Consider the following 25,889-nt stretch of genomic DNA (forward strand, 5'->3'; position numbering starts at 1 on the left):
AGGGAGAGGAAAGGACTTGAAAACCATCGTCATTGCAGCACTGCTTTGCCTCGCCGGCTGCAGCGCTTATTCGCAGCCCGGCCCTTACCGGCCAGAGAAAACCGGGCCGGATTTTAACTGCACAATGGACCCTCCGAACCAGCCGGGTTGTCCGTGATGCCCGCGTAAATCGCAGCTTTTGAGCGGGATAGCTGTTGAGGGCGTAGGACTATTCATGACTTTAAATAGGATCGGTCTTGATTGTTCTCGACAGCCCGGTTCCGGGTTGTTTGCATAAAAGTCCCACGCTAGGCTTCGCACCGTCGCTGATATCAGCGACCGGATTTAGCGATCCGAGCCATGCCGCACTGCAAACAACTTGTTTCAAACCTACCATTTGAAGCAGGTTCAATGGCAGCTGTGCGTCGGAGACCTTCGGGTCTGCCGGGTGGTATGGCCGGTTCGCTAACCTTCGCACAGCTGCCACCCTAAACTCTTCAGAGCCACAGGGTGGTAGCTCCAACGTAAGGAGCTGCACTGATGCAGGCATTGTGTTCCTCAAAAAATCCACAACCATCGTCTACCCAAGCAAGGGGAACAAGGCGATGAGCGACTGCTTCGAACCGATCATCTTCACTCGCCACCATCGCCAGCTACGTACCCTCCTGTTGGAGAACCAAGCCTGGTTCTGCCTTCAAGACACCGCCCGCCTCATGGGCAAAGCCCTCGACGAACGCGCCACCTGGAAACTCGACGCAGACCAGCGCCGCACCGTCTGGCTTGAGGCCAACGGCCAGTGCAGCAAACAGCTGCTCATCAGTGAATCCGGGCTATTCACAATGCTGGTCCACCACTACGTCCCTGAAAATCGAGCGCTCCGACGCTGGATTACGCATAACGTATTGCCGACTTTGCACAATAAGTTCGAACCCCACCTGCCAAATCTCAGAGCGATGAACTGGGCGGGCAGCACCGTGGGCCTGCTGGAATGGCAGAGCAAATACTGGGTCCAGCTCAACGACATGCCTGAGTTGCTGATGGAACCTCAAACTCGCCGGATCGGCGGGTTATATCGACGTTTCTTGATGTTGTTAAAGGGGAATTGGCGGGAGCTGTTTGGAATGGGGCGCGGGCGTTATGAGCGTGGCAACTGGAGCGGGTAAAGAGGGTTAACCGTTATTGGTTTCGGCTTTGCTGAAAGGTGGCCGGCCGGCCAGCCAATAAGCCTTCCTATATAACAGAAGACGCCCGCTGGACATAAAGACGCCTAACTATGCGATGCGTGTGCAGCAAATGCTTACGCTAATGGGTATGCCTGTGGTGGATATCCGGAAAGTGGGGATGACTATGCCGGATCTGCGCATGCTCATGAACATGGCTATGTGCACCTGTCCCGCTCCACTCGAAAGAATGTTCGTGCTGATGATGCTCGTCGTGAACGTGGCGATGGCCATGCTTTAAAGGTGCGTGCTGATGCTCATGCGCGTGGCTCTCAGTGAGGTGAAGCCATACTCCCACGCCCATCAAGACGGCGGCTGCCCAAAAAGAAATTGTCACAGCCTCGCCCATCACTAAGATTGCGATGGCGGCACCCAAGAACGGCGCAGTTGAAAAGTAGGCTCCTGCGCGCGCTGAACCAAGGCCACGTAGAGCCAAGACAAAGAGCACCAGACTGACGCCATATCCTAGAAAACCAAGCGCCAGCGTCGGGGCGAGCACTGATAAATCAGGAAGCCGAGATCCCATAAACAGGGCTAACGAACAATTCACCAGCCCAGCTACCAAACCTTTGAACCCTGCCACAAAGAGCGCATCCGTCGCAGAAACCTTGCGTGTCAAATTGTTATCTATGGCCCAGCACAGACACGCCGTGCAGACCGCGAATGGCCCTGACCAGTCATGAGCCTGCATGCTTTCCACAGGCCAGGCTAAAACCACGCCGCCCGCGATAATCGCCACCATGCCGCAAACGATACGGCGATCAGCGTTTTCCTTGAACACAACCCAAGCTAATAACGCAGTCAGCACTGCTTCGAGGTTGAGCATCAAAGACGCCGTAGCGCCGGACGTTCCGGTTAATCCGAACATCAGCGCAACGGGCCCGAGCACTCCCCCGAACGCGATCGCACCGAGCAGCCAAGGCCATTCGGATGGCGCCAGCCCGACCTGTTTCCAGCCACGGTCACGAACAAGACGAACGATGGTTAGACCTAGACCGCTGCCAAGATAGAGAAGGCCTGCGAGTAACACCGGCGAAACGTCGGCCCCAAGCAGCTTGGCAAGCGGTGTGCTGGCACCAAATAACGCAGCCGCGGCCAACGCATACAAAACGCTCAGGTTCATCACTGACTCCGATCCAGGTATCGTGAGGGCCATCATACCCTGAGGCGCACGACTTGCTTTGCTTGCCAAGGTGGATTGGCTGGCCGCTTACGTCCCTTCCGGCATAGAGGCTAACAAAGCGCTTCCACGCGCTCGCACCGCATTGCTAGGCTTTTCCAGCGGTTATGGACAGACGTGCATTGATTACACGCGCGTGCGTGTCTGGGAGCTGAACTGAGTGGTGCGGCTCAGGTAGTAAAAGAGAGGGGATGCAGCGAAAACAGGTGCCTCTAACAAGAGGTGCCACGTGAAACCCTTGAAAAGACTGGAGCGGGTGAAGGGAATCGAACCCTCGTTATCAGCTTGGGAAGCTGGAGTAATGCCATTATACGACACCCGCTTTTGACGCTTTCAGCGGCTGACTTTGTACCAGAAGCGAACGGCAAATTGAAGCTTTAAATGTCTAGCAAGCCAATCCGTGCGTGACGGTCAGGTTCGGGATTCAGTCGCCGAAGGCCAGTCGAACGCCACCGCCGATTGAGCCCGCTGCCAAAAACCCCCACTCATGTTGCAAACGCAGGGTACGTCTGTCCCAGCAGATGGCGCGTTCGGTCGGGTTCTGGCGCTGGGGAGAGGAAGTGCCTCAGGGCGTTGCGGGCGTCCAGGCAGGCGTTTCTGTGTTCCATGTCCAGAAAATGCCCCGCGCTTTTGATGGTGGTGAAGTGGCAGTCATGGATGTGGCGGCTGAACAATCGAGCGTCGCTGGCAGCGGTGTAGGCGTCCCATTCGCCATTCATGAACAGCACGGGCACGTTGATGCGTTTGGCGGCTTTGAGCTGGTTTTGCGTATCAGCGCTCAGCACATGGCTGATGTGGTGGTGCATTTGCGCGTATTCGTGCAGGTCCAGAGAGCTGACGTGCTTGTAGTTGAAGCGCTTGAACAGCGATGGCAGGTGTTGGCCGAGGCTGTCGTGGCCAGTGAGCCGTTGACCATCACGATGGTCTTTTCTGCGGCATCTGTGCGATAGGACTCCGTGTAAACCCGAAACTGACCCTGTAGATCAAGCACTGCGATTTCCGGCCTCATATTCCCTATCTCCTGACGTTAAACAGGTGTGCACAAAATCACGTTGCACGCCTTTCATGACAGGTAGGCGATGCCTTTCAGAAGAGCTGGATTTCTGCAGGCGTCAGCGCGCGGTATTGACCGAGCTCAAGTGCTGGGTCAAGGAGCAGCGGACCCATGCTCTCGCGATGCAGGCGTAGCACTTTGTTGTCGAAGAAGCCGAACATGCGCTTGACCTGATGGTAGCGGCCTTCAACGATGCTCAAGCGTGCCTGATGGCTGCCGATGAGGGTCAGCTGCGCGGGGAGGGTGGTGAGGTTCTCGAAGGCGAAGTAGAACCCTTCAGCGAACTTCTCAAGGTAATGCTCGCCAATTTCCTGCTCGGTTTCGACGTAGTAGACCTTGGGCAGTTTGGTGGCCGGCTGAGTCAGTCGCCGCGACCACTGCCCGTCATTGGTGATCAGCATCAGCCCCGAGGTGTTGAAATCCAGGCGTCCGGCGATGTGAAGCTCGTGCTTGGCGGGTTCGTCGAGCAGGTCGAGGACCGTGGGGTGTTGCGGGTCGGTGGTGGCACTGACGCAGCCTGGCGGCTTGTGCAGCATGAAATAGTGGGCGGGTTTGCCGGCTTGCAAGGTTTCGTCGTCCAGCGTGATCTGACTGAATTCGCGTACATCATGCAGCGGGTCCTTGATCGTCTCCCCGTCAACCCGGACGCGCCCGGCGAGCAGCGCGAGACGCACGTGCTTGCGGCTGAAACGGGGCAGGTTACTGAGAAAACGGTCGAGGCGCATGGCAGGTCGGCGGGCAGGAAAGGCTGCATGTTATGTCAGGTAAGGCTGAACCTGAACTCGAATGAACTCGCTCCCGTCGTCCTTGCGGTCTGGTTGTCCTATGCCGATTCATCAAGGGTAACTTGCCGTGTCTACCAACCCCGCGCAACGCGGACACAGGCACGACTTATTGCGAATCTCCTCGGGCAATGCCGCCAGCACAGCCGGATCGATGGTTTCGGTGAAACACCAGCAGGGCTGATCGACCGTGCGTGGATCTGAAAGCGTGCATCGGTTGCTCTGACCACAGACCGGGCAGATATCAGGGGTGATCGCAGCTGTACTCATGCCGGTTCCGCCATTTCGGTACAGACCTGGTTGCGGCCATTTTGCTTGGCGCTGTACAGCGCCTGGTCGGCACGGCCAATGAGGCTTTGCAAGGTGTCGCCGGGGTGCAGCTCGGTCAGCCCCAGGCTGACAGTCACTTGCAGGGGAGAGCCTGTGAACACGTAGGTGTGCTGCTCGGCCAGCAGGCGAATCTTCTCGGCAACGCGTCGGGCTCCACTGCTGTTGGTGTCCTGAAGCAGGATGATGAACTCCTCGCCGCCCCATCGGCAAATGATGTCGCTCCCCCGCAGGCAGCGTCGGACATCGTCGGCAAAACCCGTCAAGACTTCATCCCCGGCAAGGTGGCCATGGGTATCGTTCAGTCGCTTGAAATGGTCCAGATCCAGCAGCATCGCGGACAATGCCTTATGTTCGCGGCGGGCCTCGGTGACGGCATTCAGCGCGATCCGGTCAAACCCGCGACGGTTGGGCAAGCCGGTCAGGCTGTCGACCATCGCCAGGGCTTCGATACGCAACTGGAAGCGACGGATGACCCGGTTGAGCAGTACCAGCATCAACACCATCACGGCCAGACAGATCGACAGGTTGGCGTACAGCGACTGGCGAATCTCGCCAAGGGCGCCGTCTTCGCGTTTATCAACGAACAGATACCAGTTCATTTCCGGGATGTATTGCACGTTAAGAAAGTGCGCGTGGCCTGACAGTTCGTATCGATAGCTGCCGCTCTGAGGGTTGGGCATTTGCGCCAGCAGGTCTTTGAAATCAGGCAGTTCGCGCAGCACCTCCCCGGCCCTCGCGCCTTGCGGGCCACCCTGGGCCCCGGTCAGCACCAATCGCCCGAAGGGGTCGACGAAATAAACGCTGCGTTGATACCGCGTCTGATAGCGATCAATCAGTTTGGTCACGGCGTCTCCCGTCACGCCGACCCCGGTGGCGCCGATCAAGCTATCGTTATGGTCGAAGACCTTGTAGTTGATGAAGAAAGTCAGATTGTCCTTGTTCGCCAGGTCCGGATCGACGTTGATTTCGTAGGGAGCGCTCATGTCACGCACCCGGTAATACCAGGCATCGCGTGGCTCCTCCGGGCGGATCTGTTTCAGCACGCCTTTGGCCTGGTAATACGTCAGGCTCTGGCTGGAAACGAAGAAGGAGGTGAAGACGCCGTAATGGTCCATGACCTCCTTGAGGTAGTGGGTCATCTGCTGAGGATCTTTTTCCCCGGCAACCGCCCAGTCACGCACGAACCTGTCCTGAGCCATCATCGCGGCGATCAGCACCGGGCGGACCAGGTCTTTCTGAATTTCCGAGTAGAGGGTATCCGACGTCAGCGGCAGTTCAGTGGTGACGATGCTTTCGCGAATGGCATCACGCGATGCGAAGTAGCTGAGCAAGGATGTCGCGAGAAAGCCGCTCCCGAGAAGAATCACCAACGTCAACAGCAGGGAGCGCTGTGAATGGAGCATGGAGCGAGGAAGCATGGCCAGTCCGATTGAATAAGTAAGTAATCCATTGATCGAGACATGCTAGCGTGATGCCACACGATTGCGCCATGACCGCATGCAGTTGCGGCTGACGGCTTAAGTCGTATAGGCAAGCCTCGGCTCTTGGCGCATGCACCTTGTTCTTCGTGAAGGAAAATGAGGTCAATACTACCCCGGTCGTCGGGCAGATACCCCGCGCGCAGACAGGTGACTGGTTGCTGAACAGGCAAGGCGACCCAGAACATTCCATTTGCTGAATGATTGGTGTGCGGCCATAAATACCGGTTTTGCAAGGCAAAGCGCGCGCATTTTTCATGACACCGTCTGGCAGTTTGTGCGTGAACTGGGGCACTGGGCGGGGATCTTGCAGTCTGAGGTTATGTTCCCGGCAGTTGCGGGAACGCCGACCAGCGCCGCTGGTTCGAGCTCTACCGCGGTCCAGGAGGCCGCCATGTATCGACGAAGCTTGCTTACCCTTTTGATGACGCTCTCTCTGGCAGGTTGCTATGGAGGTTATTACGAACAAGAGACCTACACGCAGCCTGTTTACAGTGGCGGCTACGTGGATGACGGTTACCGCCCCTACGCGCCGGCAGCGGTCTATGGCTCATCGGTTTACTACTCGTCGCCGCGTTATTACTCATCACCTGGCTATTACCCGGCGCCACGCTATTACGCGCCGCCCAGGTATTACGCCCCGCCGCCTCGTTATTACGGTCCCGGTCCCGGGTATGGCGGACGCCCTGGCTACGGTGGCGGCCACTGGAATGGCGGGGGAGGCGGCTACAACGGCGGCCCCGGCAATCGTCCTCCACCTCCCGGACCGAGACCGGGCGGCGGCGGCCCCGGTCACGGACCTGGACCTGGACCTGGCTGGAATGGCAACCACGGAGGCGGTGGTGGTGGACCGGCTCCCGGCAGACCCTCTGGCGGCAACCACCGTGAAGACGGCAACTTCGGTCGCGGCGGTCATGGCGGGCCCGGCGGTGGCAATCGCTGAGAACCAACCATAAGTAGCAAGCGTCAAGCTCGTTGTATCATTCAAGCCGTTTTATAAACGGTCTGAGCCGGGAGCTTGGCGCTGCTTGATGTCAGTATTCCGACAAATCCGCCAATGGATGCCGACCTTCCCACGCTTTTTCGAAGTGCGCATCCACCACTGCCAGTGGGATCGCCGCGACGTCCTGCCAGTGCCAGTGTGGAGTCTGATCCTTGTCGATCAACCGTGCCCGAACGCCTTCGCTGAAGTCAGGATGTCGGCAGCAGTTGAGGCTCATGCTGTATTCCATCTGCAGCACTTCGGCCAATGACATGTGGCGCGCCCGGGCGATCTGTTCCCAGACCAGCAGTGCGGTCATCGGGCAGCCTTCGGTGAGGGTCTTGGCAGCTTTGGCTAGCAGCGCATCCTCTGAGTGGAGCTGATGCTTGAGGGCATTCCAAGCGCAGGACGCATCCGCCACATCCAGTAGTTCATCGATCTGCGCACGACGCGGCAGCCATTGCGCCTGCGGCAGTTGTTCCAGCGCCTCTTGTTGCAGTGCCTTGAACAGGCTGTTGAGTTGCACGGCAGTCTGTTCCTGCCAGTTCAGTTGCAACAGGCAGTCGATCAACTCCTCTTGTTGATTGTCCCGCAGGAAGCGGTCGGCCAGACCCAGGTCCAGCGCGTCGCGACCGTTGATGTGGGATCCGGTCAAACCGAGAAACAGCCCCAATTTGCCGGGTAAGCGAGAAAGGAACCAACTCGCGCCCACGTCCGGGTACAGCCCAATGTTGATTTCAGGCATCGCCAGGCGACTGGTGGGTGTCACAACGCGAATACTGGCTGCTTGCAGCAGCCCCATCCCCCCGCCAAGCACGTAGCCGTGGCCCCAGCAAATCAGGGGTTTGGGATAAGTGTGGAGCGTGTAATCCAGGCGATATTCCGCCGCAAAGAACTGCGCGGCCAGCGGCGGGACAGTGCCGGGCTTGCCACGGCCTGCTTCTACCAGCGCACGGACGTCGCCGCCGGCGCAAAAAGCCTTCTCGCCCTTACCGCGCAGCAGTACACAAACGATTTCCGGGTCACTGGCCCAAGCCTCCAGGCGCTCCTGTAAGGCCAGGACCATGGGCAGCGATAACGCATTCAGGGATTTCTCCGCGTCCAGCGTGGCGACGCCCAGACGGGCACCGTCGGTTCCTGTGAGTTCTTCGAATTGCAGATTCATCGTGACCTCGCATGCGTAGAACAGGCTTGCATCAGGGTTGTGAGTCCCCTATATGCCGGGAAGTTGCAATCGGTGAATGCACAGCCGTGCAGGACGTCCATGGTGCGCTGCTCTGGAAATAATCGGCCACAGCCCCTAAAGTCCGCGCATTGTTTTCCCGGATATGACAATGACTGACGACGATCGCATCAAACTTGAGCCCAACTGGAAACAGGCCCTTCGTGAGGAATTTGAAAAGCCTTACATGAGTGAACTGCGTGAGTTCCTGCGCCAGGAACATGCGGCCGGCAAACAGATTTACCCGCCTGGGCCGCTGATCTTCAACGCGCTGAATTCCACGCCGCTGGATAACGTAAAAGTGGTCATTCTTGGCCAGGACCCGTACCACGGCCCTAATCAGGCGCACGGTCTGTGCTTTTCGGTGCAGCCAGGTGTGCCGGCGCCGCCGTCGCTGGTCAACATCTATAAAGAGCTTAAGCGTGACCTGAACATCGACATCCCGAATCATGGCTATCTGCAGTCGTGGGCTGATCAAGGGGTGCTGATGCTCAACACCACCTTGACCGTCGAACGCGCCAACGCGGCGTCCCATGCGGGCAAGGGCTGGCAGCATTTCACCGACAAGATCATCGAAACCGTCAGCGCCCATCAGCCGCATCTGGTGTTCCTGTTGTGGGGATCGCACGCTCAGAGCAAGAAAAAGCTGATCGACGCGTCCAAGCATCTGATCCTCACCTCCGTTCATCCCTCGCCACTGTCGGCCTATAAAGGCTTTCTGGGTTGCGGGCATTTCGGCCTGGCGAACAAGTACCTGCAGCAGAACGGCCTGACGCCGATTGACTGGCGGCTGCCGGAACAGGTCTGAGTCGTCGACTGGCGGTGCAAATCTCTGTGGGAGTGAACTCATCGCGAAGAACCGTAGGCCGCTTGAGATGTATCGGCTGTGCCCGTTTCTCGGGAATAAATTCGTTCCCGCAGAGGCGTGTTATGCGTCAGCCAGGCTGCCGATTCCAGTAGCGAAACAACGGCTCGGCGAGAAACAGCACGAATAACAAGCGCATCACCTGCATCGCCGTGACCAGCGGCACCGATAGTTGCAGTACCTCTGCAGTCAGGCTCATTTCGGCAATGCCGCCGGGCATCATGCCAAGCGTCAATGAGCGCAGGTCCAGATGAGTCGCGGTACTCAAGGCCCACGCGCACAGCGCCGCAATGCTCATGGTCAGTGCTGTCCCGGCCAGAGTTCGCCCGATGAAGGACGGGGCGCGGCGGAAGAAGGCGCGATTGAAATGACAGCCAAGCCCGCTGCCGATCAGCCACTGTCCCATCTGACTGCCACTCTTGGGCAAACCGATGTGCAAATCGAAGCTGATGCTGATCACCGCGCTGACCAGCAACGGTCCAAACAGCCAGGGATTGGGTTGTTTCAACCGCTGCCAGCCACAGGCCCCCAACGCCCCCAGCGCCAACAACAGCACCAGCCACGACCAGTTGACCACCGCCCCATGCACGGGCGGGCCGCCACTGCCCATGAAGTATTTGAAGATCGCCGGAACGCACAGCACCACCGCCAGCACGCGCAGGCTTTGACCCGCCGCGACGTTGCTGAGGATCGCGCCGTTGCGGGCGCCGAGGTTGACCATCTCGCCCGAGCCGCCGGGCATACTGGAGAAAAACGCAGTGGCGCGATCTTCTCCGGTGCGCAGCATCAGCCACACACCGACCACGCTGGAGACGCTGGTCACCAGCGCGCCGAAGAAGATTAGGCCGAAGTGCGAGAGGACTTGTTCGATGACCACGGGGGTAAAGTGCAGGCCGATACCGATGCCTACCACCCATTGGCCGCATTTGCGGCCGCCGGGGATTTCAGCCAGCTGCCACGGGGTCAGGCAACGAACCAGAATGATCGCCAGCAACGAGCCGACCATCCAGGGCAAGGGCCAGCCGACCTGGCTGGCGAGGTATCCCCCCAGCAGGCCGACCAGCGGTGTTCCCCACCATGTCCTGAAGGGCCGGTCAAGCATCGGCCAGTGCGCGCCGCTGAACGCTGCGCTTGCGCCAGATGCGCACCAGTGGCAGTACCAGCATGAGCGCGGTGACCCCCCAGACGCCCAGGGTAATCGGGCTGGACCAAAGGATGTCCAGCGACCCGTTGGAGATCGACAGCGCACGACGCAGGTTCTGCTCCATCAAACCACCGAGAATGAAGCCCAGCAAAATCGGCGACAACGGGAAGTCAAGCTTGCGCAGGATGTAGCCGAAGATGCCGATGCCGACCATCAGGAACAGGTCGAAGGTGGTGGCATGCACCGCGTAGACGCCGATCCCGGTAATGATTGCGATCACTGGCACCAGCGCCCAGTTCGGCACCGACAGAATGCGGGTGAAGATGCGGATCATGGGGATGTTGAGGATCACCAGCATGATGTTGGCGATGAACAACGACGCGATCAGGCCCCAGACGATGTCCGGCTGCTGTTGGAACAGCAACGGACCCGGCGTGATGTTGTACAGCGACAAGGCACCGATCATCACGGCCGTGGTGCCCGAGCCCGGTACGCCCAATGTCAGCATCGGCACCAACGCGCCGCAGGCGGTCGCGCCGATAGCGGTTTCGGGGGCTGCAAGACCGCGCATGTCGCCTTGTCCGAATTTGCCGCTGGCGCCGGCGATACGTTTCTCCGTCATATAGCTCACAGCGCTGGCCAGCGTTGCACCGGCGCCCGGCAGGACACCCATGATGAAACCCATCAGGCCGCAACGAATGTTGACGGCGAATACCGAACTGGCCTCTTTGAAGTTGAACATCATGCGCCCGGTGGCCTTGACCGCTTCCTGGCCGCGATGGGTTTTCTCAAGCAGCAGCAGAATCTCGCTGATCGAGAACAGGCCCAGTACCAGCACCACGAACTGAATGCCATCGGCCAGATGGATGTTGTCGCCCGTGAAGCGATACACGCCGCTGTTGGCGTCGATACCGATGCTCGACAGGAACAGACCGATCAGCGCCGCCACGAAGGTCTTCAGCGGTCGATCGCCCGCCATGCCACCCAGGCAGACAATCGCGAAAACCATCAACACGAAATACTCTGCCGGGCCAAAGGCAATCGCCCATTTGGCCAGCAGCGGTGCGAACATCACCATGCCGCAGGTGGCGATGAATGCACCGATGAACGAACTCCACGCCGACAGCGATAGCGCCACGCCTGCCAGGCCCTGACGGGCCATCGGGTAACCATCCAGAGCTGTCATGACAGTGGATGCTTCACCCGGAATGTTGAGCAGAATCGAGCTGATCCGCCCGCCGTATTCACAGCCCAGGTACACCGCAGCCAGCAGGATCAGCGCCGACTCAGGTGGCAGGCCGAGAGCGAAGGCAATCGGGATCAGCAACGCCACGCCGTTGATCGGGCCCAGACCCGGCAGCAGGCCGACGATGGTGCCAATCAAGGTGCCGGAAAGTGCGGTCACCAGGTTATAGGGGGTCAGCGCGACGCCGAAGCCCTGGCCGAGATAGCCGAGAGTATCCATATCATTTCTCCAGAACGTCGAGCAGGCCGAGAGGCAAGGGCACATCCATCACTTTGTCGAAAAGCACGTACAACAGGATGCTCATCACAGTGGTGATGACGATGCTCGGCAGCCAGCGACCGCCATACAGCCGGGCCATGGGGATGCCGATCAGGATGCTGCTGAGGACAAAACCCAGCGGCTCGAACAGGCCGGCAAATATGAGTAACAGCACAGTGCAGGTGCCGATTTTGATCAGGGTCTGACGGTCCAGCGGGGGCTCGTCTTCGGAGTGTTTGATCGGGGTTGGACGAAACACCATGTACAGCAGCGAAAGGCCCATCAATGTGAGCATCAGCAACGGGAACGCGCGAGGGCCAACCGGTTCGTAGGAAAAGGGAGCCTGATAAGGCAATGCCATGAGTGCCAGGCCGATACAGACCAGCAGCAGCACCAAGGCAAAGAGTCGTTGCAAGACCATGGGAAACTCCTGGGTTGCGCCGCCGCGCAGGCAGCGCAACCCTTAGTCAGTCAATCGAAATCCAGTCAGTTGAATTCAGTCACTGAATCAGGCCGAATTCCTTGGCCAGCATCTTGTAGTCGGCCACCTGTTTCTTCACGTAGGTATCGAGCTCTGGGCCGGTCATGGCGAAAGGGAACAGCTCGCGCTGATCGCGCAATTTGGCGAATTCGTCCGAAGCCAGCAGTTTGTCGAACGCGTCTTTCCACCAGGCGTAGTCTTCATCGCTGACCTTTGGCCCCAGATAGAAGCCGCGTACTACCGGCCAGACGATGTTGTAGCCTTGCTCCTTGGCCGTCGGGATGTTCTTCATTTCCGGTTCGTCCAGGCGCTCTTCGGAGAACACGGCCAGCAGACGCATGTCACCGCTGAGGATGTGCGGCATGGAGTCGGAGATATCGGTGGAGCCCACCTGAATGTGGCCGCCGAGCAGGGCAGTGGCAATTTCGCCGCCACCTTCGAGCGCTACATAACGCAGGTCCCGGGGATTGATGCCGGCAGCTTTGGCGATCAGCGCAGTTTGCATCCAGTCCTGGCTACCAACGGTGCCGCCGGAGCCGATGACCACTTTGCTCGGATCGGCCTTGAGGGCTTTGACCAGATCATCGAGGGTCTTGTAAGGCGAATCGGCTTTGACCGCGATCGCGCCATAGCTGGTCCCGACGGCCGCCAGCCAACGCACGGCGTTCTCGTCGAACTTGCCGAACTTGCCTTGGGCCAGGTTGAGCAACGAACCGCTCGACCAGGCGACCAAAGTGCCCGCATCCGCCGGGCGTTGAGCGACCACAGCGTTGTACGCCACTGCGCCAACGCCGCCCGGCATGTAGGTCACACGCATCGGCTTGGTCAGAATCTTCTCGTTGACCAGCGCGCTTTGCGCCAGTTTGCAGGTCAGGTCGAAGCCGCCGCCCGGCGAGGCCGGCGCGATGCATTCGGGGCGATTGGGCTCGGCCCACAATTGAGTAGTCATCAGCATGCAGCTGGCAGCCACGCAGATACGGCGCAACGATAGGGTCATGGTCAGTCTCCGAAGGAGTTGTTGTTTTTGGAAGCGTCGGTTTATTGATCAGGCGGTCGTTCACAGCATTGCAAGGCTGTGGCGGTCATTCCATCTCGGGAAAACGGGACGTGACGATGCACTGCGCAGCGGGGCGGAGTGTACTCAAAACAGGACGGGATTCAGACGGCACTGTGGCCGGGATATGCAGTGATGGCATCACCGGTGACTCCGATATTGTTTTTATTGTTGAAAACGCATCAAGGCGTTTTTCGTCACGACCCTGAGTGTCACGGATGCGCAATGGTGCGCGATCCTGACGAGTCATGGCCAGATCCTAATCAGCGAAGCTTTCACGAACCTTTCAACTACCTTTCATGAAGCTTTCAGTTAAAGACTTTCGGTAGCCAGCGGAGGCTTTTTCGCCTGTTCGAGCCTTCACAGCGGGCGTCGCGCCTGTAAACTCCGCCTCCACCTGCAACGCCTCACTCGGGAGAAACCGATGCGTGTCCTGCTCGTCGAAGATCATCTGCAACTGGCTGAAAGTGTCGCGCTGGCCCTCAAGAGCAGCGGGTTGACTGTGGACGTGCTGCACGATGGTGTGGCCGCTGACCTTGCGCTGAGCAGCGAAGAGTACGCCGTGGCGATTCTGGACGTCGGCCTGCCGCGCATGGACGGATTCGAGGTATTGGCGAAACTGCGAGCGCGGGGCAAGAACACCCCGGTGTTGATGCTGACGGCGCGCAGCGACGTCAAGGATCGCGTTCACGGGCTGAATCTGGGGGCCGACGATTACCTGGCAAAACCCTTCGAGTTGTCCGAGCTGGAGGCGCGGGTCAAGGCGCTGTTGCGCCGCAGTGTGCTTGGCGGCGAGCGTCAGCAGCGGTGTGGCGCGCTGATCTACGATCTGGATACGCGCCGTTTTACCCTCGGGGACGAAGCCCTCATCCTGACTTCCCGCGAGCAGTCGGTGCTCGAAGCCCTGATCGCCCGGCCGGGTCGGGTGATGAGCAAGGAGCAATTGGCCGCGCAGGTGTTTGGCCTGGACGAAGAGGCCAGTACCGACGCCATCGAGATCTATGTGCACCGTCTGCGCAAGAAGCTCGACGGACACCCCATCGCCATCGTGACATTCCGGGGGCTGGGTTACCTGCTGGAAAGCCGGGATGCTTAATCCGTTCCCTTCGGCGGAAAAGAGCCTGCGCTGGCGCCTGCTGTGGAATCTGGGACTGCTGCTTGTGGTGTTGATGATCGCCAGCGGCATGAGCGCTTACTGGAACGGTCGGGAAGCGGCCGATACGGCGTACGACCGCACCTTGCTGGCATCGGCGCGGACCATTGCTGCAGGCTTGTCCGAGCGCGACGGCAGCCTCAGCGCCGATGTGCCCTATGTAGCCCTTGATACCTTCGCCTACGACAGCGCCGGGCGAATTTATTATCAGGTCAACGACATCAACCAGAAGCTGATTTCCGGCTATGAAAACCTGCCGCCACCCCCACCGGGCACCCCGCGCACCGACGCTTATCCGGCCCTGGCCAAGTTTTACAGCGCCCGTTACCAGGGGCAGGACGTGCGCGTCGTCAGCCTGCTCAAGGCCGTCAGCGAGCCGAACATGAATGGCATTGCCGAAATTCGCGTGGCCGAAACCGAAGAGCAGCGGGTGAGCATGGCCCGCGGGCTGATGGCCGATACCTTGCTGCGTCTGGGGATGCTGGGCAGCGGGGCATTATTGCTGGTGTGGTTCACCGTCAGTGCCGCTTTGCGACCGCTGGATCGCTTGCGCACGGCAGTGGAGGAGCGTCAGCCCGACGACCTGCGCTCCTTGCCACTGGTAGAGGTGCAGCACGAGTTGCGCCCACTGGTCAGCTCGCTCAATCACTTCACCGAGCGCTTGCGCATGCAGTTCGAGCGCCAGGCCCAATTCATTGCCGATGCGGCCCACGAGCTGCGAACACCTCTGGCGGCGTTGAAAGCGCGGGTTGAGCTGGGGCTGCGCGCTCAGGATCCGACTGTTTGGCGCAGCACGCTGGAAAGTGCCGCTACCGGCACCGATAAACTGACCCATTTGGCCAATCAGTTGCTCTCACTGGCACGCATCGAGAATGGCGCCCGCGCTATCGCCGAGGGCGGTGCGCAATCACTTGACCTCAGTCAGCTCGCCCGAGAGCTGGGCATGGCCATGGCGCCATTGGCTTACGCAAGAGGCGTGGCGCTGGCGCTGGAAGCCGAGGAGGCGGTATGGATGCGCGGCGAGCCAACCCTGCTCAATGAATTGCTCAGCAACCTGATCGATAACGCTCTGGCGCATACGCCCCCGGGCGGCAATGTCGTACTGCGGGTGCATTCGCCTTGCGTGCTGGAGGTCGAAGACGACGGCCCCGGCATTGCGTTGCACGAGCGCGACCGGGTCTTCGAGCGCTTCTACCGTCATCAGCAGCAGAGCACGGGAGCAGGGCTTGGGTTGGCCATCGTCGGGGAAATCTGCAGGGCGCATTTGGCGCAGATCACGTTGCATGACGGCGCACAGAGGGGATTGAAGGTGAGGGTCACGTTCCCGATGCCCGAAGGCGAGGCGCGTTAATCGGCAGCGGCGCAAAGCGCAGGGCGTGAGTTGAACGAGGTGGCCTTGCGAAGACGATGCTCATGGATGGATCAATACAGCAGCGTCATGGCTTCGTTCATTTGTCCGATCAACGCGCCGTTGGCCATGTTCAACCCCAGCTGCATGGCCGCAGGCATCGCCAGCATGTCGAGGTTCGGGTAAGGCTTGCCCGTCACATCGTGCACATGAACGGTAGCAACCTGCACCAGATCCACATAGTCGGCCTTGCCGGATGTACGCTCGAAGTTCTGGAACTGGCGCGGAACGATCGACAGTGCGTCGGGAAAATCCCATGAACGCAACAGACGTTCGCCGATGATCGGGTGAATGCGTTCGATCACGTGATTGAGGCTCACCGGGTCAGCCAGCAACTCGAAGTTGTCTTCGGCATACGTCAGGATCGGCAGTACACCGATCAGGTGAACCAAGCCGGCCAATGTCGCCTGGTCAGCTTTCAGATGAGCGCGCTGATGACTGAGCAAGCTGCAGATCCCGGCGACTTGCAGGCTCATTTTCCAGATATCGCGCATCTTGGTTTCGATAACCGGGGATTTGGCGTGAAACATCTGCTCCACGACCAGGCCGATCGCCAGGTTGCAGGTGTAATTCACGCCCAGACGACGAACTGCAGTCAGCACATCACTGACCTCGAAATTCGGACGCAGCAGCGGGCTGTTGACTACTTTGATCAGGCGAGCCGATAGCGCAGTATCGCTACCGATGACCCTGCTCAAGGCCTGGATGCTGATTTCCGAGTCTTCGGCGGCCAGACGGATCTTCATCGCTACTTCAGGGAGGGTTGGCAGAAACAGGGCGTCCTTGTCGATCGCTTTGATCAGGTCTCTCTGCACCTCGTCAGCCATGCTACTCATATCGAATCTCTGGATAAGGCATCGCGTTCAATACCGCTGCCGTGCATGGGCAGGGGCCAGGCAACGGCGGCTCAACGCTGTGTCTCGAGTTTGGCATCCAAAGTGTAGGGCAGTTCGCGCAGTTGCAATGCCGGGCCATCCGCCGCGCCCAGCCGAATGTTGCCATCTTCCACCGCGTCAGCCTGCAGGACTGCCAGCAACTCAATGCCTGAGCCGGCACGGGCGGCAACGACCACATTGCCTACAGCGCTGGAGTGAACCGGGGAGAACAGTGCCGCGCCCGGTTCCGGTACATCGTTGCCTTCGAGCGTCAGACGATACTGGCGGCGCTTTAGCTTGCCCAGATACTGCATCCGCGCAACGATCTCCTGGCCGGTGTAGCAGCCTTTCTTGAAGCTGACGCCGCCAACGGCCTGGAGGTTGATCATCTGCGGAATGAACTCTTCACGGGTTTGCGCGAAGACCTGACCGATACCGGCTTGAATCTGCCCCAGCAGCCAGTCGTTCAATAAGCCTTCGGGCAAATGCGCGGCCAGGCGACTGCGCACGTCCGCCGCCTGTTCGGCGCGCACCCAGAGTTCGGCGCGGGCAGGGGAGACGCGGATGGCGATCAGATCGTTGGCGCGCACCACCGCATCGGTGTCCTGGCCAAGGTCCAGGCCCAGGTTCATCAGGGTGCTGTCGGCATTGCTCAGGCCAAAGCGCGCCCATGACGCGCTTTCGTCGGTGAGTTTGGACTTGGAGAAGACCGCGTACTTTCGCAGATCCAGCAACTGCGGCTCGATCAGTTCATGCGCCATCGCCAGCAGGACGCCGTCACCTTCGAGCAGGATGCGAAAACTTGATTGCATGCGGCCTTTCTGGGTGCAGCGGGCACCGAGCGTGGCCTTGGCATCGCTGAGATAGCCCATGTTGCAGGTCAGTTGGCCTTGAAGGAATTTGCTGGCGTCTGCGCCGCGAACGGCAAGCACACCTTCGTGGGAGAGCGGGCAAAAGAAAGTTGAATCGGCCATGAGTCATCGCAGGGGTAAAAGTCTGGGGCACCATCATAGTGCCCGGCTTGGCTTATGGGTATATCCACGTCTCGATAATGGCTCGGTGTAAAAGCCTGCGACTAAGTGCGGGTACGCCCCAAGGCGAGGCCCCTGTATACTCGCGGCCAAATTCGAGGAGCGCCCCATGGTCGAAGAAATTGAACTCAACCGCCTCTTCTGGCACAGCCGCCGCGGCATGCTCGAGCTGGATGTCCTGCTGGTGCCGTTTGTAAGAGAGGTCTACCCATCGCTCAACGACGTTGACCGCGCGCTCTACGTTCGCCTGCTGACCTGCGAGGATCAGGACATGTTCGTCTGGTTCATGCAGCGCGGAGAATCGGAAGATCCCGGACTTCAGCGCATGGTTCGCATGATTCTGGACCGTGTCCAACCGAAATGATTGTTTCGAATGCCGCTGGCAGCGCTCTTCGGCTCTGCTGACGGCATACGCCGGTGCTCAGGCGCTGGCGCTGATCTCGCTTGTCTTCCTTGAGATTTCTTTCTGGGCCAAATCGGTCGGCGCGTTGGCGTGTCTGCTTCACGGCCTGCATTCGTTGCCGCGATTCATTCTGTTAAGTGACGAAAACGCCTACACCGGCCTGCGACGAGACAGTTGCGGCTGGCACTTGTGGAGTCGTCGTGCCGGTTGGCAGCCGGTGCAGTTGCGCCCCGACAGCATGGCCTTGCCGGGCATCGTGGTGCTCCGGTTTCGTCTCGGCGGCGGTTGGCTGAATCGGCATTGGGTCAGGGCTGTCTGCATTCCAGCGGACGCCATGCCGCCTGAACTGCACCGACGTCTGCGTCTGCGGCTAAAGTTCAGCCGACGTAGGTGGGCGGCACCAGAATAGTGCCAGTCACCCATACGACGTGCTGAACGAGTCGGCTCCTCTCTTGTTATACCGGTTCTATATGGCCACTAGTATGTAAGCATTGGTAACGGCACAATGGCCGGGATTTTATGGCAGCTGTAAGTCACTGCGGTGCCGATTATGCTACAGCGCAGCATCGTGCACACGGTCTGCCGGGCATTTCAAGGTCGAAAAGCAGTTCGAATTGGATCCTACAAGCCTCACCGTATGTGTCTTACGCTCTCCAGCGAAATGTGGGAACTTTTCATAAACCTACACGTTCAATAGAGGGTTGCCGATAAAGGGACAGCGTCGGCGTTTTGCAAGAGGGTTGACCTTCTTGCGCAAGCGCTTTCGACGACAAGATTATTCACGCAGCCGAACCCGGTTCGAGCTGCGTTTTTCGTGCGGGCTACTGACGCTTGCCGGAAACTTGCTTGAAGGGGGGAGAACTTTTGCGCAAAGCCCGAGTCTATGTTTGCAAGCCTGTGAAGCAGCCTCTGCGACACTCCCTTGAGCTCTATGAGGAGTGTTCATGCTAACCCAGGAAGAGGATCAGCAACTGGTCGAACGCGTACAGCGCGGCGACAAGCGAGCCTTTGATCTGCTAGTGGTGAAATATCAGCACAAGATTCTTGGGTTGATCGTGCGATTCGTCCACGACACCCATGAAGCCCAGGATGTTGCACAAGAGGCTTTTATCAAGGCTTACCGTGCGCTGGGGAACTTCCGCGGCGACAGTGCGTTTTATACGTGGCTGTACCGCATCGCCATCAACACGGCGAAAAACTATCTGGTGTCGCGAGGTCGGCGGCCGCCGGACAGCGATGTCAGATCTGAAGACGCGGAGTTCTACGACGGCGATCACGGCCTCAAGGACATCGAGTCGCCGGAACGTGCATTGCTAAGGGATGAGATCGAAGGCACCGTCCATCGGACTATCCAGCTACTGCCAGAAGATTTGCGTACAGCTCTAACTTTGCGTGAGTTTGACGGTCTGAGTTACGAAGACATTGCCAGCGTCATGCAGTGTCCGGTTGGTACCGTGCGCTCTCGCATTTTTCGCGCTCGGGAAGCCATCGATAAAGCCTTGCAACCTCTGTTGCAGGAAACCTGAGACAGCGGCGATAGCCATATGAGAGGAACCGCCATGAGTCGTGAAGCCCTGCAGGAATCGCTGTCCGCGGTGATGGATAACGAAGCGGACGAATTGGAATTACGTCGGGTGCTTAGCGCAATCGACGATGCGGATACACGTGCCACATGGTCGCGTTATCAAATTGCCCGTGCGGCAATGCATAAAGAATTGCTGATGCCTCACCTGGATATTTCGGCTGCCGTATCTGCCGCAATCGCCGATGAGGTCAGTCCGCTGAAGGCCGGCCGCGGCCCATGGCGTACACTTGGTCGTTTGGCTGTGGCCGCGTCGGTTACTGTTGCCGTTCTGGCTGGCGTGCGTCTATACAACCAGGATGAAATTGCGGGCGCCCAACTGGCCCAGCAATCGGCTCAACCTGCCAACATCGCAATGCCTCAAGCTAAAGGCCCTGCAGTTCTGGCGGGTTACACAGAAGGTGAGCAGGCACCCGGTCCTATGGCCAGTGGTGTATTGCAGAACCAGGCCGGCTGGCACGATCAGCGTCTGCCAGGCTACCTGCGTCAACATGCTCAGCAAGCTGCAATGAAAGGCACTGAAAGCGCACTGCCATATGCACGCGCTGCCAGTCTGGAAAACCGTTAAGGAGGATCATGCGCGCCATCCCTCTATTGCCGCTTCTGCTCGGCGGATGGCTGGTCCTTCCAGTTAATGCCGCCGATGCGCAAGACCCGTTAAAGCGGCTTGCGCAAGCAGAGCAGCAGCAAAGCTTCCATGGCACTTTCGTCTACGAACGCAATGAAAGCTTCTCTACTCACCGTATCTGGCATCGCGTCGCTGATGGTCAGGTACGGGAGCGTTTGCTTCAGCTCGATGGCTCTGCTCTGGAGGTCCTTCGCATCAATGGTGCAACCCGATGCGTAAGTGGCACCCTTGAAGCAGGCGTATCAAATGTTCCCGACTCTGCGATCCATGTCTTCGATACTGCGAAGCTTTCGGCATGGTACGACATTAAGGTGGCGGGTAGTTCGCGTGTTGCAGGTCGTCCAGCCACTGTGGTTACCCTCACGCCACGTGATCAGCACCGTTACGGCATGGAGCTGCATCTGGATAATCAAACCGGGCTGCCCTTGAAGTCTCTGCTTCTCAGTGACAAGGGGCAGTTGCTGGAACGCTTTCAGTTCACTGAGTTCGACACCGCAGAGCCACTGACCGATCAGATGCTGCAACCCAGCGCCGACTGCAAGACGGTGGATGTTGCCAAAACCAAGGCTGAACCTCAAAAGCAGCAGGTTGCGTGGCACTCGGATTGGCTGCCGCCGGGATTCGAACTCAGCAGCTCTGCCGCGCGTAAGGATCCGGACTCCAAAGCATTGGTCACAAGCCTCATGTATGACGATGGTCTGGCCCGATTTTCGGTGTTCATCGAACCGGTCAGCGGTGCGACAATGACCGACATTCGCACCCAGCTTGGTCCGACCGTTGCGGTTTCCCGTCGCCTGACCACTCCCAAGGGTGACGCCATGGTGACCGTGGTGGGTGAAATTCCTATCGGGACGGCCGAGCGTATCGCGCTGTCCATGCGTGCCGATGCCGCTCCTGCTGTCACCAGCAAGAATTAACCTGACAGTTGGAAGCCCACTATGAAGAAGTTTTCATATTGGCGTTGCAACCCGCCAGCCAAGCGAATGCTGGCTTTGATCGAGACGCTGAAATGTTTGGTCAGCTTTGCAGGTTGCAAACCCCCTCATTTTTTTCTATAGGTCACAGCCCTTGGCTCTGGCCTTTGTCGTTTGGCTTTCAGAAAGCTGATCGAGAGTAAAACTGGCTAAGAGCGATGCACTGAGCAAGACTGCGATGTGTAGATGCTCCTCGAACCTATCGGTTCGTACCGCTTAACCATGCTCGTTGTGAACGGGAGCCGTATGTCGATACCACGCTTTAAAACTTATTTGTCCTGGATGGCTGCCGTGCTGATGCTCGGTCAGGTCCTCACTGCGCAAGCTGAAGCCTTGCCAGACTTTACCTCGCTGGTGGAGCAGGCATCGCCTGCTGTCGTCAACATCAGTACTCGTCAGAAACTGCCGGATCGTTCGGTGGCCAAAGGGCAAATGCCCGACCTCGAAGGTCTGCCGCCGATGCTGCGCGAGTTCCTCGAACGCAGCATGCCGCCGGGCTCCCGTGCGCCAGGATCCGGTGCCGGCAAAGGTGATCGTCAGCGTGAAGCGCAATCTCTGGGCTCAGGCTTCATCATTTCGGCCGATGGCTTCATTCTGACCAACAACCATGTGATCGACGGTGCCGACGAGATTCTGGTGCGCCTTTCTGATCGCAGTGAAATGAAAGCCAAGTTGATCGGCACCGACCCACGCACCGATGTGGCAGTCCTGAAGATTGACGGCAAGGACTTGCCTACCGTCAAGCTGGGTAACTCCGACAAGCTCAAGGTAGGCGAGTGGGTCCTGGCCATCGGCTCGCCTTTTGGCTTCGATCATTCGGTCACCAAAGGTATCGTCAGCGCCAAAGGTCGCAGCCTGCCGAACGACACGTACGTGCCCTTCATTCAGACTGACGTGGCCATCAATCCCGGTAACTCCGGTGGTCCGCTGTTTAACATGGCCGGTGAGGTGGTGGGCATCAACTCACAGATTTTCACCCGCTCCGGTGGCTTCATGGGCTTGTCGTTCGCTATCCCGATCGACGTGGCGATGGACGTCGCCAATCAGCTCAAGGCCAGCGGTAAGGTCAACCGTGGCTGGTTGGGTGTCGTGATTCAGGAAGTGAACAAGGATCTAGCCGAGTCTTTTGGCCTGGACAAACCAGCCGGTGCCCTGGTGGCGCAGGTTCTGGATGACGGCCCGGCGGCCAAGGGCGGTTTACAGGTCGGAGACGTGATCCTCAGCGCCAACGGCACGCCAATCGTCATGTCCGCTGATCTGCCGCATTTGATCGGTAACCTCAAGGACGGTAGCAAGGCCGAACTGGAAGTGATTCGCGACGGCAAGCGTCAGAAGTTGACCGTCACAGTCGGCGCGCTGCCTGCTGAGGGTGAAGAGATGGGTGCAGCAGACACCGGGGTCGAGCGCAGCAGCAATCGTCTCGGCGTTTCGGTCACCGATCTGACTGCCGAACAGATTAAGTCGCTGGACCTCAAGGGTGGCGTGATCATCAAGGACGTCCAGGAAGGTCCCGCTTCGCTGGTCGGCCTGCAAACCGGTGACGTCATCACTCACCTGAACAATCAACCGATCACTTCGGCCAAACAGTTCACTGAAGTGGCCAAGGGCCTGCCGAAGAATCGTTCGGTATCGATGCGGGTTCTGCGTCAGGGACGTGCCACGTTCATCACCTTCAAACTGGCAGAGTAATCAGCCATAAAGGAAAAAGGAGCGGCCAGACTGCTCCTTTTTTGTATCCGGTTGACTGTCGGTTATCTGTCCTTGCGTGCGAGCGTGACGCCCCAGCCTTCCTTCAGGTACAATTCCCGGCTATTTTTCGGCGGGCAATCGGCCTGCAACCTTTTTCGAGTGTTGATCCGTGAGTGATTTGAGTCATATCCGCAATTTCTCCATCATCGCCCACATTGACCATGGCAAGTCGACGCTGGCTGACCGTTTCATTCAAATGTGCGGTGGTCTGACCGAGCGTGAAATGGAAGCTCAGGTGCTTGATTCCATGGACCTGGAGCGTGAGCGCGGGATCACGATCAAGGCCCACAGCGTTACCCTTTATTACAAGGCTCAGGACGGCATCACCTACCAGCTGAACTTCATCGACACCCCGGGGCACGTGGACTTCACCTACGAGGTCAGCCGCTCGCTGGCGGCGTGTGAAGGTGCGTTGCTGGTGGTCGATGCCGGTCAGGGTGTGGAAGCGCAGTCCGTAGCCAACTGCTACACCGCCATCGAACAGGGCCTGGAAGTCATGCCGGTCCTGAACAAAATGGACTTGCCGCAGGCCGACCCGGAGCGCGTCAAGGAAGAGATCGAAAAGATCATCGGTATCGATGCCACCGACGCCGTGGCCTGCAGCGCCAAGAGCGGCATGGGTGTCGATGAGGTGCTGGAGCGTCTGGTCAAGACCATTCCGGCGCCGACGGGCAATATCGAAGACCCGCTGCAAGCGCTGATCATCGACTCCTGGTTCGACAACTACCTGGGCGTTGTCTCCCTGGTTCGCGTGCGCCACGGTCGCGTGAAGAAGGGCGACAAGATTCTGGTCAAGTCCACCGGCAAGATCCATCTGGTGGACAGTGTTGGCGTGTTCAACCCCAAGCACAGTGCGACAGCTGACCTGAAAGCGGGCGAAGTGGGTTTTATCATCGCTGGAATCAAGGATATTCACGGCGCCCCGGTGGGTGACACCTTGACCCTGAGTTCGACGCCGGATGTGGCAGTGCTGCCCGGCTTCAAGCGCATTCAGCCGCAGGTCTACGCCGGTCTGTTCCCGGTCAGCTCCGACGACTTCGAAGATTTCCGCGAAGCATTACAGAAGCTCACCCTCAACGACTCGTCGTTGCAGTACACCCCGGAAAGCTCCGACGCACTGGGCTTCGGCTTCCGTTGCGGCTTCCTCGGCATGCTACACATGGAGATCATCCAGGAGCGCCTCGAGCGCGAATACGACCTGGACCTGATTACCACTGCGCCAACGGTAATCTTCGAGCTGCTGCTCAAGACCGGTGAAACCATTTATGTCGACAACCCGTCGAAGCTGCCAGACCTCTCGGCCATCGAGGACATGCGCGAGCCGATCGTACGGGCGAACATTCTTGTGCCTCAGGAGCACCTTGGCAACGTCATTACGCTGTGCATCGAGAAGCGCGGTGTCCAGCATGACATGCTGTTCCTCGGTACTCAGGTCCAGGTGACCTACGACTTGCCGATGAACGAAGTGGTTCTGGACTTCTTCGATCGTCTGAAGTCAACCAGCCGCGGTTACGCGTCGCTGGACTATCACTTCGATCGCTACCAGTCGGCGAATCTGGTGAAGCTGGATGTTCTGATCAACGGTGACAAGGTCGACGCCCTGGCGTTGATCGTGCACCGCGACAACGCGGCCTATAAAGGCCGGGCGTTGACGGAAAAGATGAAAGAACTGATTCCTCGTCAGATGTTCGACGTAGCGATCCAGGCTGCCATTGGTGGCCAGATTATTGCCCGTGCATCCGTCAAGGCGCTCAGAAAGAACGTACTGGCCAAATGTTACGGTGGTGACGTTAGCCGTAAACGCAAACTGCTTGAAAAGCAGAAGGCCGGTAAGAAACGCATGAAGCAGGTCGGCAACGTGGAAATTCCACAGGAAGCCTTCCTCGCAGTGCTCAGGTTGGAATAGTCAGGCCCTATGTCACTAAATTTCCCGCTGTTGTTGGTCATTGCCGTATTCGTATGCGGTCTGCTGGCCTTGTTCGATCTGCTCGTACTGGCGCCTCGGCGGCGGACTGCGATAGCGAATTATCAGGGTAGCGTGAGCCAGCCGGATGTTGCTGTCGTTGAGCAACTGAACAAGGAGCCGTTACTCGTTGAGTACGGCAAGTCGTTCTTCCCGGTGCTGTTCATCGTGCTGGTGCTGCGCTCGTTTCTGGTCGAGCCCTTCCAGATCCCGTCGGGCTCCATGAAGCCGACGTTGGATGTGGGCGATTTCATTCTGGTGAACAAGTTTTCCTACGGGATTCGCCTGCCGGTGGTCGATTACAAGATCATCCCGGTCAGTGATCCGCAGCGGGGCGACGTGATGGTTTTCCGCTACCCAAGCGATCCAAGCGTCAACTACATCAAGCGTGTTGTGGGCCTGCCGGGTGACGTCATTCGTTACACCAATGAAAAACAGCTGTTCATCAATGGGCAGCTGGTTGCCAGGCAACTGATTGGTTCGGAGCCGGGCACGCTGGGCAGCGCCGAGCTGTACAACGAGAAACTGGGTGAAGTCGAACACCAGATTCGTCAGGAAATGAGCCGCTATCGCGCGCCGCCTGATCACGAGTGGACAGTGCCGTCTGGTCACTACTTCATGATGGGCGACAACCGCGACAACTCCAACGACAGCCGCTATTGGGACGACCCCAATATTCCCAAGGACGAGCTGGGCATGGTCCCCGACAGGAATATCGTCGGCAAAGCCTTCGCCGTCTGGATGAGCTGGCCCGAGCCCAAGCTGAGTCACCTGCCCAACTTCTCGCGAGTCGGACTGATCAAGTAATGCTGATACGGCGCTGTCTGACAGCGCCGTATGTCATTTCG

General features: G+C 58.7%; 25 protein-coding genes, 1 tRNA gene and 1 pseudogene. 13 read left to right on the plus strand and 14 right to left on the minus strand.

Going from position 1 to position 25,889, the window contains the following annotated elements:
* The first annotated feature begins 584 nt into the window (after window positions 1-584).
* On the plus strand, window positions 585-1,142 hold the full coding sequence (locus tag EC915_RS06650; protein WP_133749738.1) for a Bro-N domain-containing protein: 558 nt from the start codon (window positions 585-587) through the stop codon (window positions 1,140-1,142).
* Between the two features lie 139 nt (window positions 1,143-1,281).
* Here the strand turns inward: EC915_RS06650 and EC915_RS06655 are convergent, their stop codons facing one another.
* The 6 genes and pseudogenes from EC915_RS06655 to EC915_RS06680 all read right to left on the minus strand — a co-directional run bounded on the left by EC915_RS06655 (window position 1,282) and on the right by EC915_RS06680 (window position 5,963).
* The gene (locus EC915_RS06655; RefSeq protein WP_133749739.1) at window positions 1,282-2,322 is read right to left on the minus strand and encodes a DMT family transporter; all 1,041 of its coding nucleotides are present in this window, start codon (window positions 2,320-2,322) and stop codon (window positions 1,282-1,284) included.
* A gap of 305 nt (window positions 2,323-2,627) precedes the next feature.
* A tRNA-Gly gene (locus EC915_RS06660) sits at window positions 2,628-2,701 on the minus strand.
* A 163-nt stretch (window positions 2,702-2,864) separates the two neighbouring features.
* Window positions 2,865-3,388 (minus strand): annotated as a pseudogene (locus tag EC915_RS06665) (alpha/beta fold hydrolase).
* Window positions 3,389-3,465: 77 nt separating this feature from the next.
* On the minus strand, window positions 3,466-4,158 hold the full coding sequence (locus EC915_RS06670) for a pseudouridine synthase (protein ID WP_133749740.1): 693 nt from the start codon (window positions 4,156-4,158) through the stop codon (window positions 3,466-3,468).
* Between the two features lie 111 nt (window positions 4,159-4,269).
* Window positions 4,270-4,485 (minus strand): cysteine-rich CWC family protein, encoded by a 216-nt coding sequence (locus EC915_RS06675; protein WP_133749741.1) that lies wholly within the window; start codon window positions 4,483-4,485, stop codon window positions 4,270-4,272.
* Window positions 4,482-5,963: a sensor domain-containing diguanylate cyclase gene (locus tag EC915_RS06680; protein WP_133749742.1), complete on the minus strand. Its 1,482-nt coding sequence runs from the start codon at window positions 5,961-5,963 to the stop codon at window positions 4,482-4,484. The genes EC915_RS06675 and EC915_RS06680 overlap by 4 nt, the downstream gene beginning before the upstream one ends.
* Before the next feature lie 454 nt (window positions 5,964-6,417).
* Here EC915_RS06680 and EC915_RS06685 point away from each other — a divergent pair, with 454 nt between their 5' ends.
* The gene (locus tag EC915_RS06685) at window positions 6,418-6,966 is read left to right on the plus strand and encodes a hypothetical protein (protein WP_133749743.1); all 549 of its coding nucleotides are present in this window, start codon (window positions 6,418-6,420) and stop codon (window positions 6,964-6,966) included.
* 91 nt (window positions 6,967-7,057) lie between these two features.
* Here EC915_RS06685 and EC915_RS06690 read toward each other — a convergent pair whose 3' ends face one another.
* On the minus strand, window positions 7,058-8,170 hold the full coding sequence (locus EC915_RS06690; protein WP_133749744.1) for an enoyl-CoA hydratase/isomerase family protein: 1,113 nt from the start codon (window positions 8,168-8,170) through the stop codon (window positions 7,058-7,060).
* Window positions 8,171-8,339: 169 nt separating this feature from the next.
* On the opposite strand from EC915_RS06690, the gene ung reads away from it, so the two are divergent.
* On the plus strand, window positions 8,340-9,035 hold the full coding sequence (gene ung / locus EC915_RS06695) for a uracil-DNA glycosylase (protein ID WP_133749745.1): 696 nt from the start codon (window positions 8,340-8,342) through the stop codon (window positions 9,033-9,035).
* A 127-nt stretch (window positions 9,036-9,162) separates the two neighbouring features.
* On the opposite strand, the gene EC915_RS06700 is transcribed toward ung, so the two are convergent.
* The 5 genes from EC915_RS06700 to EC915_RS06720 all read right to left on the minus strand — a co-directional run bounded on the left by EC915_RS06700 (window position 9,163) and on the right by EC915_RS06720 (window position 13,525).
* Window positions 9,163-10,194 carry an AbrB family transcriptional regulator gene (locus EC915_RS06700; RefSeq protein WP_133749746.1) on the minus strand — a complete coding sequence of 344 codons (1,032 nt, stop codon included), beginning with the start codon at window positions 10,192-10,194 and terminating at the stop codon, window positions 9,163-9,165.
* Window positions 10,187-11,701 carry a tripartite tricarboxylate transporter permease gene (locus EC915_RS06705; RefSeq protein ID WP_133749747.1) on the minus strand — a complete coding sequence of 505 codons (1,515 nt, stop codon included), beginning with the start codon at window positions 11,699-11,701 and terminating at the stop codon, window positions 10,187-10,189. The genes EC915_RS06700 and EC915_RS06705 overlap by 8 nt, the downstream gene beginning before the upstream one ends.
* Before the next feature lies 1 nt (window position 11,702).
* Entirely contained in the window at window positions 11,703-12,161 is a 459-nt protein-coding gene (locus tag EC915_RS06710; protein WP_133749748.1) for a tripartite tricarboxylate transporter TctB family protein, read from the minus strand.
* 79 nt (window positions 12,162-12,240) lie between these two features.
* Window positions 12,241-13,224: a tripartite tricarboxylate transporter substrate binding protein gene (locus tag EC915_RS06715; RefSeq protein ID WP_177413359.1), complete on the minus strand. Its 984-nt coding sequence runs from the start codon at window positions 13,222-13,224 to the stop codon at window positions 12,241-12,243.
* Between the two features lie 79 nt (window positions 13,225-13,303).
* Window positions 13,304-13,525: a hypothetical protein gene (locus tag EC915_RS06720; protein ID WP_133749750.1), complete on the minus strand. Its 222-nt coding sequence runs from the start codon at window positions 13,523-13,525 to the stop codon at window positions 13,304-13,306.
* A 174-nt stretch (window positions 13,526-13,699) separates the two neighbouring features.
* Between EC915_RS06720 and EC915_RS06725 the strand changes: the two genes are divergently transcribed.
* Window positions 13,700-14,371, plus strand: a complete 672-nt coding sequence (locus tag EC915_RS06725) for a response regulator (protein WP_133749751.1) — start codon at window positions 13,700-13,702, stop codon at window positions 14,369-14,371.
* Window positions 14,364-15,779: a sensor histidine kinase gene (locus EC915_RS06730; RefSeq protein WP_133749752.1), complete on the plus strand. Its 1,416-nt coding sequence runs from the start codon at window positions 14,364-14,366 to the stop codon at window positions 15,777-15,779. Before EC915_RS06725 ends, EC915_RS06730 begins: the two co-directional genes overlap by 8 nt.
* 71 nt (window positions 15,780-15,850) lie before the next feature.
* Here the strand turns inward: EC915_RS06730 and EC915_RS06735 are convergent, their stop codons facing one another.
* A complete protein-coding gene (locus EC915_RS06735; protein ID WP_133749753.1) occupies window positions 15,851-16,672 on the minus strand; it encodes an HDOD domain-containing protein in 822 nt (273 codons plus the stop codon).
* 71 nt (window positions 16,673-16,743) lie between these two features.
* A complete protein-coding gene (locus EC915_RS06740; protein ID WP_133749754.1) occupies window positions 16,744-17,685 on the minus strand; it encodes a folate-binding protein YgfZ in 942 nt (313 codons plus the stop codon).
* 166 nt (window positions 17,686-17,851) lie between these two features.
* On the opposite strand from EC915_RS06740, the gene EC915_RS06745 reads away from it, so the two are divergent.
* From EC915_RS06745 to lepB, 8 genes are all read left to right on the plus strand, one after another.
* Window positions 17,852-18,106: a succinate dehydrogenase assembly factor 2 gene (locus EC915_RS06745; RefSeq protein WP_133749755.1), complete on the plus strand. Its 255-nt coding sequence runs from the start codon at window positions 17,852-17,854 to the stop codon at window positions 18,104-18,106.
* Window positions 18,090-18,554: a protein YgfX gene (locus tag EC915_RS06750; protein WP_133749756.1), complete on the plus strand. Its 465-nt coding sequence runs from the start codon at window positions 18,090-18,092 to the stop codon at window positions 18,552-18,554. The genes EC915_RS06745 and EC915_RS06750 overlap by 17 nt, the downstream gene beginning before the upstream one ends.
* 535 nt (window positions 18,555-19,089) lie before the next feature.
* Window positions 19,090-19,671, plus strand: a complete 582-nt coding sequence (rpoE, locus tag EC915_RS06755) for an RNA polymerase sigma factor RpoE (RefSeq protein WP_037014368.1) — start codon at window positions 19,090-19,092, stop codon at window positions 19,669-19,671.
* Window positions 19,672-19,704: 33 nt separating this feature from the next.
* On the plus strand, window positions 19,705-20,295 hold the full coding sequence (locus EC915_RS06760; protein WP_133749757.1) for an anti sigma-E factor RseA C-terminal domain-containing protein: 591 nt from the start codon (window positions 19,705-19,707) through the stop codon (window positions 20,293-20,295).
* Between the two features lie 8 nt (window positions 20,296-20,303).
* Window positions 20,304-21,272, plus strand: a complete 969-nt coding sequence (locus tag EC915_RS06765) for a MucB/RseB C-terminal domain-containing protein (protein WP_133749758.1) — start codon at window positions 20,304-20,306, stop codon at window positions 21,270-21,272.
* A gap of 309 nt (window positions 21,273-21,581) precedes the next feature.
* A complete protein-coding gene (locus EC915_RS06770) occupies window positions 21,582-23,018 on the plus strand; it encodes a DegQ family serine endoprotease (protein WP_372237861.1) in 1,437 nt (478 codons plus the stop codon).
* A gap of 169 nt (window positions 23,019-23,187) precedes the next feature.
* On the plus strand, window positions 23,188-24,984 hold the full coding sequence (lepA, locus tag EC915_RS06775; protein WP_133749760.1) for a translation elongation factor 4: 1,797 nt from the start codon (window positions 23,188-23,190) through the stop codon (window positions 24,982-24,984).
* Window positions 24,985-24,993: 9 nt separating this feature from the next.
* Window positions 24,994-25,848 (plus strand): signal peptidase I, encoded by an 855-nt coding sequence (gene lepB / locus EC915_RS06780; RefSeq protein ID WP_133749761.1) that lies wholly within the window; start codon window positions 24,994-24,996, stop codon window positions 25,846-25,848.
* Window positions 25,849-25,889: the final 41 nt, after the last annotated feature.

It is taken from the genome of Pseudomonas sp. LP_7_YM, assembly GCF_004364435.1.
In the GTDB taxonomy this organism is placed as follows: Bacteria; Pseudomonadota; Gammaproteobacteria; order Pseudomonadales; family Pseudomonadaceae; genus Aquipseudomonas.

Bases quoted from the DNA above. Each gene is read 5' to 3' on its own strand.
- EC915_RS06765 (WP_133749758.1), top strand. From the start codon at position 20,304: ATGCGCGCCATCCCTCTATTGCCGCTTCTGCTCGGCGGATGGCTGGTC.
- EC915_RS06745 (WP_133749755.1), top strand. From the start codon at position 17,852: ATGGTCGAAGAAATTGAACTCAACCGCCTCTTCTGGCACAGCCGCCGC.
- EC915_RS06720 (WP_133749750.1), bottom strand. From the start codon at position 13,525: ATGACTCGTCAGGATCGCGCACCATTGCGCATCCGTGACACTCAGGGT.
- EC915_RS06725 (WP_133749751.1), top strand. From the start codon at position 13,700: ATGCGTGTCCTGCTCGTCGAAGATCATCTGCAACTGGCTGAAAGTGTC.
- EC915_RS06690 (WP_133749744.1), bottom strand. From the start codon at position 8,170: ATGAATCTGCAATTCGAAGAACTCACAGGAACCGACGGTGCCCGTCTG.
- EC915_RS06730 (WP_133749752.1), top strand. From the start codon at position 14,364: ATGCTTAATCCGTTCCCTTCGGCGGAAAAGAGCCTGCGCTGGCGCCTG.
- EC915_RS06705 (WP_133749747.1), bottom strand. From the start codon at position 11,701: ATGGATACTCTCGGCTATCTCGGCCAGGGCTTCGGCGTCGCGCTGACC.
- EC915_RS06760 (WP_133749757.1), top strand. From the start codon at position 19,705: ATGAGTCGTGAAGCCCTGCAGGAATCGCTGTCCGCGGTGATGGATAAC.
- EC915_RS06685 (WP_133749743.1), top strand. From the start codon at position 6,418: ATGTATCGACGAAGCTTGCTTACCCTTTTGATGACGCTCTCTCTGGCA.
- rpoE (WP_037014368.1), top strand. From the start codon at position 19,090: ATGCTAACCCAGGAAGAGGATCAGCAACTGGTCGAACGCGTACAGCGC.
- EC915_RS06655 (WP_133749739.1), bottom strand. From the start codon at position 2,322: ATGAACCTGAGCGTTTTGTATGCGTTGGCCGCGGCTGCGTTATTTGGT.
- EC915_RS06740 (WP_133749754.1), bottom strand. From the start codon at position 17,685: ATGGCCGATTCAACTTTCTTTTGCCCGCTCTCCCACGAAGGTGTGCTT.
- EC915_RS06670 (WP_133749740.1), bottom strand. From the start codon at position 4,158: ATGCGCCTCGACCGTTTTCTCAGTAACCTGCCCCGTTTCAGCCGCAAG.
- EC915_RS06700 (WP_133749746.1), bottom strand. From the start codon at position 10,194: ATGCTTGACCGGCCCTTCAGGACATGGTGGGGAACACCGCTGGTCGGC.
- EC915_RS06735 (WP_133749753.1), bottom strand. From the start codon at position 16,672: ATGAGTAGCATGGCTGACGAGGTGCAGAGAGACCTGATCAAAGCGATC.
- EC915_RS06650 (WP_133749738.1), top strand. From the start codon at position 585: ATGAGCGACTGCTTCGAACCGATCATCTTCACTCGCCACCATCGCCAG.
- ung (WP_133749745.1), top strand. From the start codon at position 8,340: ATGACTGACGACGATCGCATCAAACTTGAGCCCAACTGGAAACAGGCC.
- EC915_RS06680 (WP_133749742.1), bottom strand. From the start codon at position 5,963: ATGCTTCCTCGCTCCATGCTCCATTCACAGCGCTCCCTGCTGTTGACG.
- EC915_RS06675 (WP_133749741.1), bottom strand. From the start codon at position 4,485: ATGAGTACAGCTGCGATCACCCCTGATATCTGCCCGGTCTGTGGTCAG.
- EC915_RS06710 (WP_133749748.1), bottom strand. From the start codon at position 12,161: ATGGTCTTGCAACGACTCTTTGCCTTGGTGCTGCTGCTGGTCTGTATC.
- lepB (WP_133749761.1), top strand. From the start codon at position 24,994: ATGTCACTAAATTTCCCGCTGTTGTTGGTCATTGCCGTATTCGTATGC.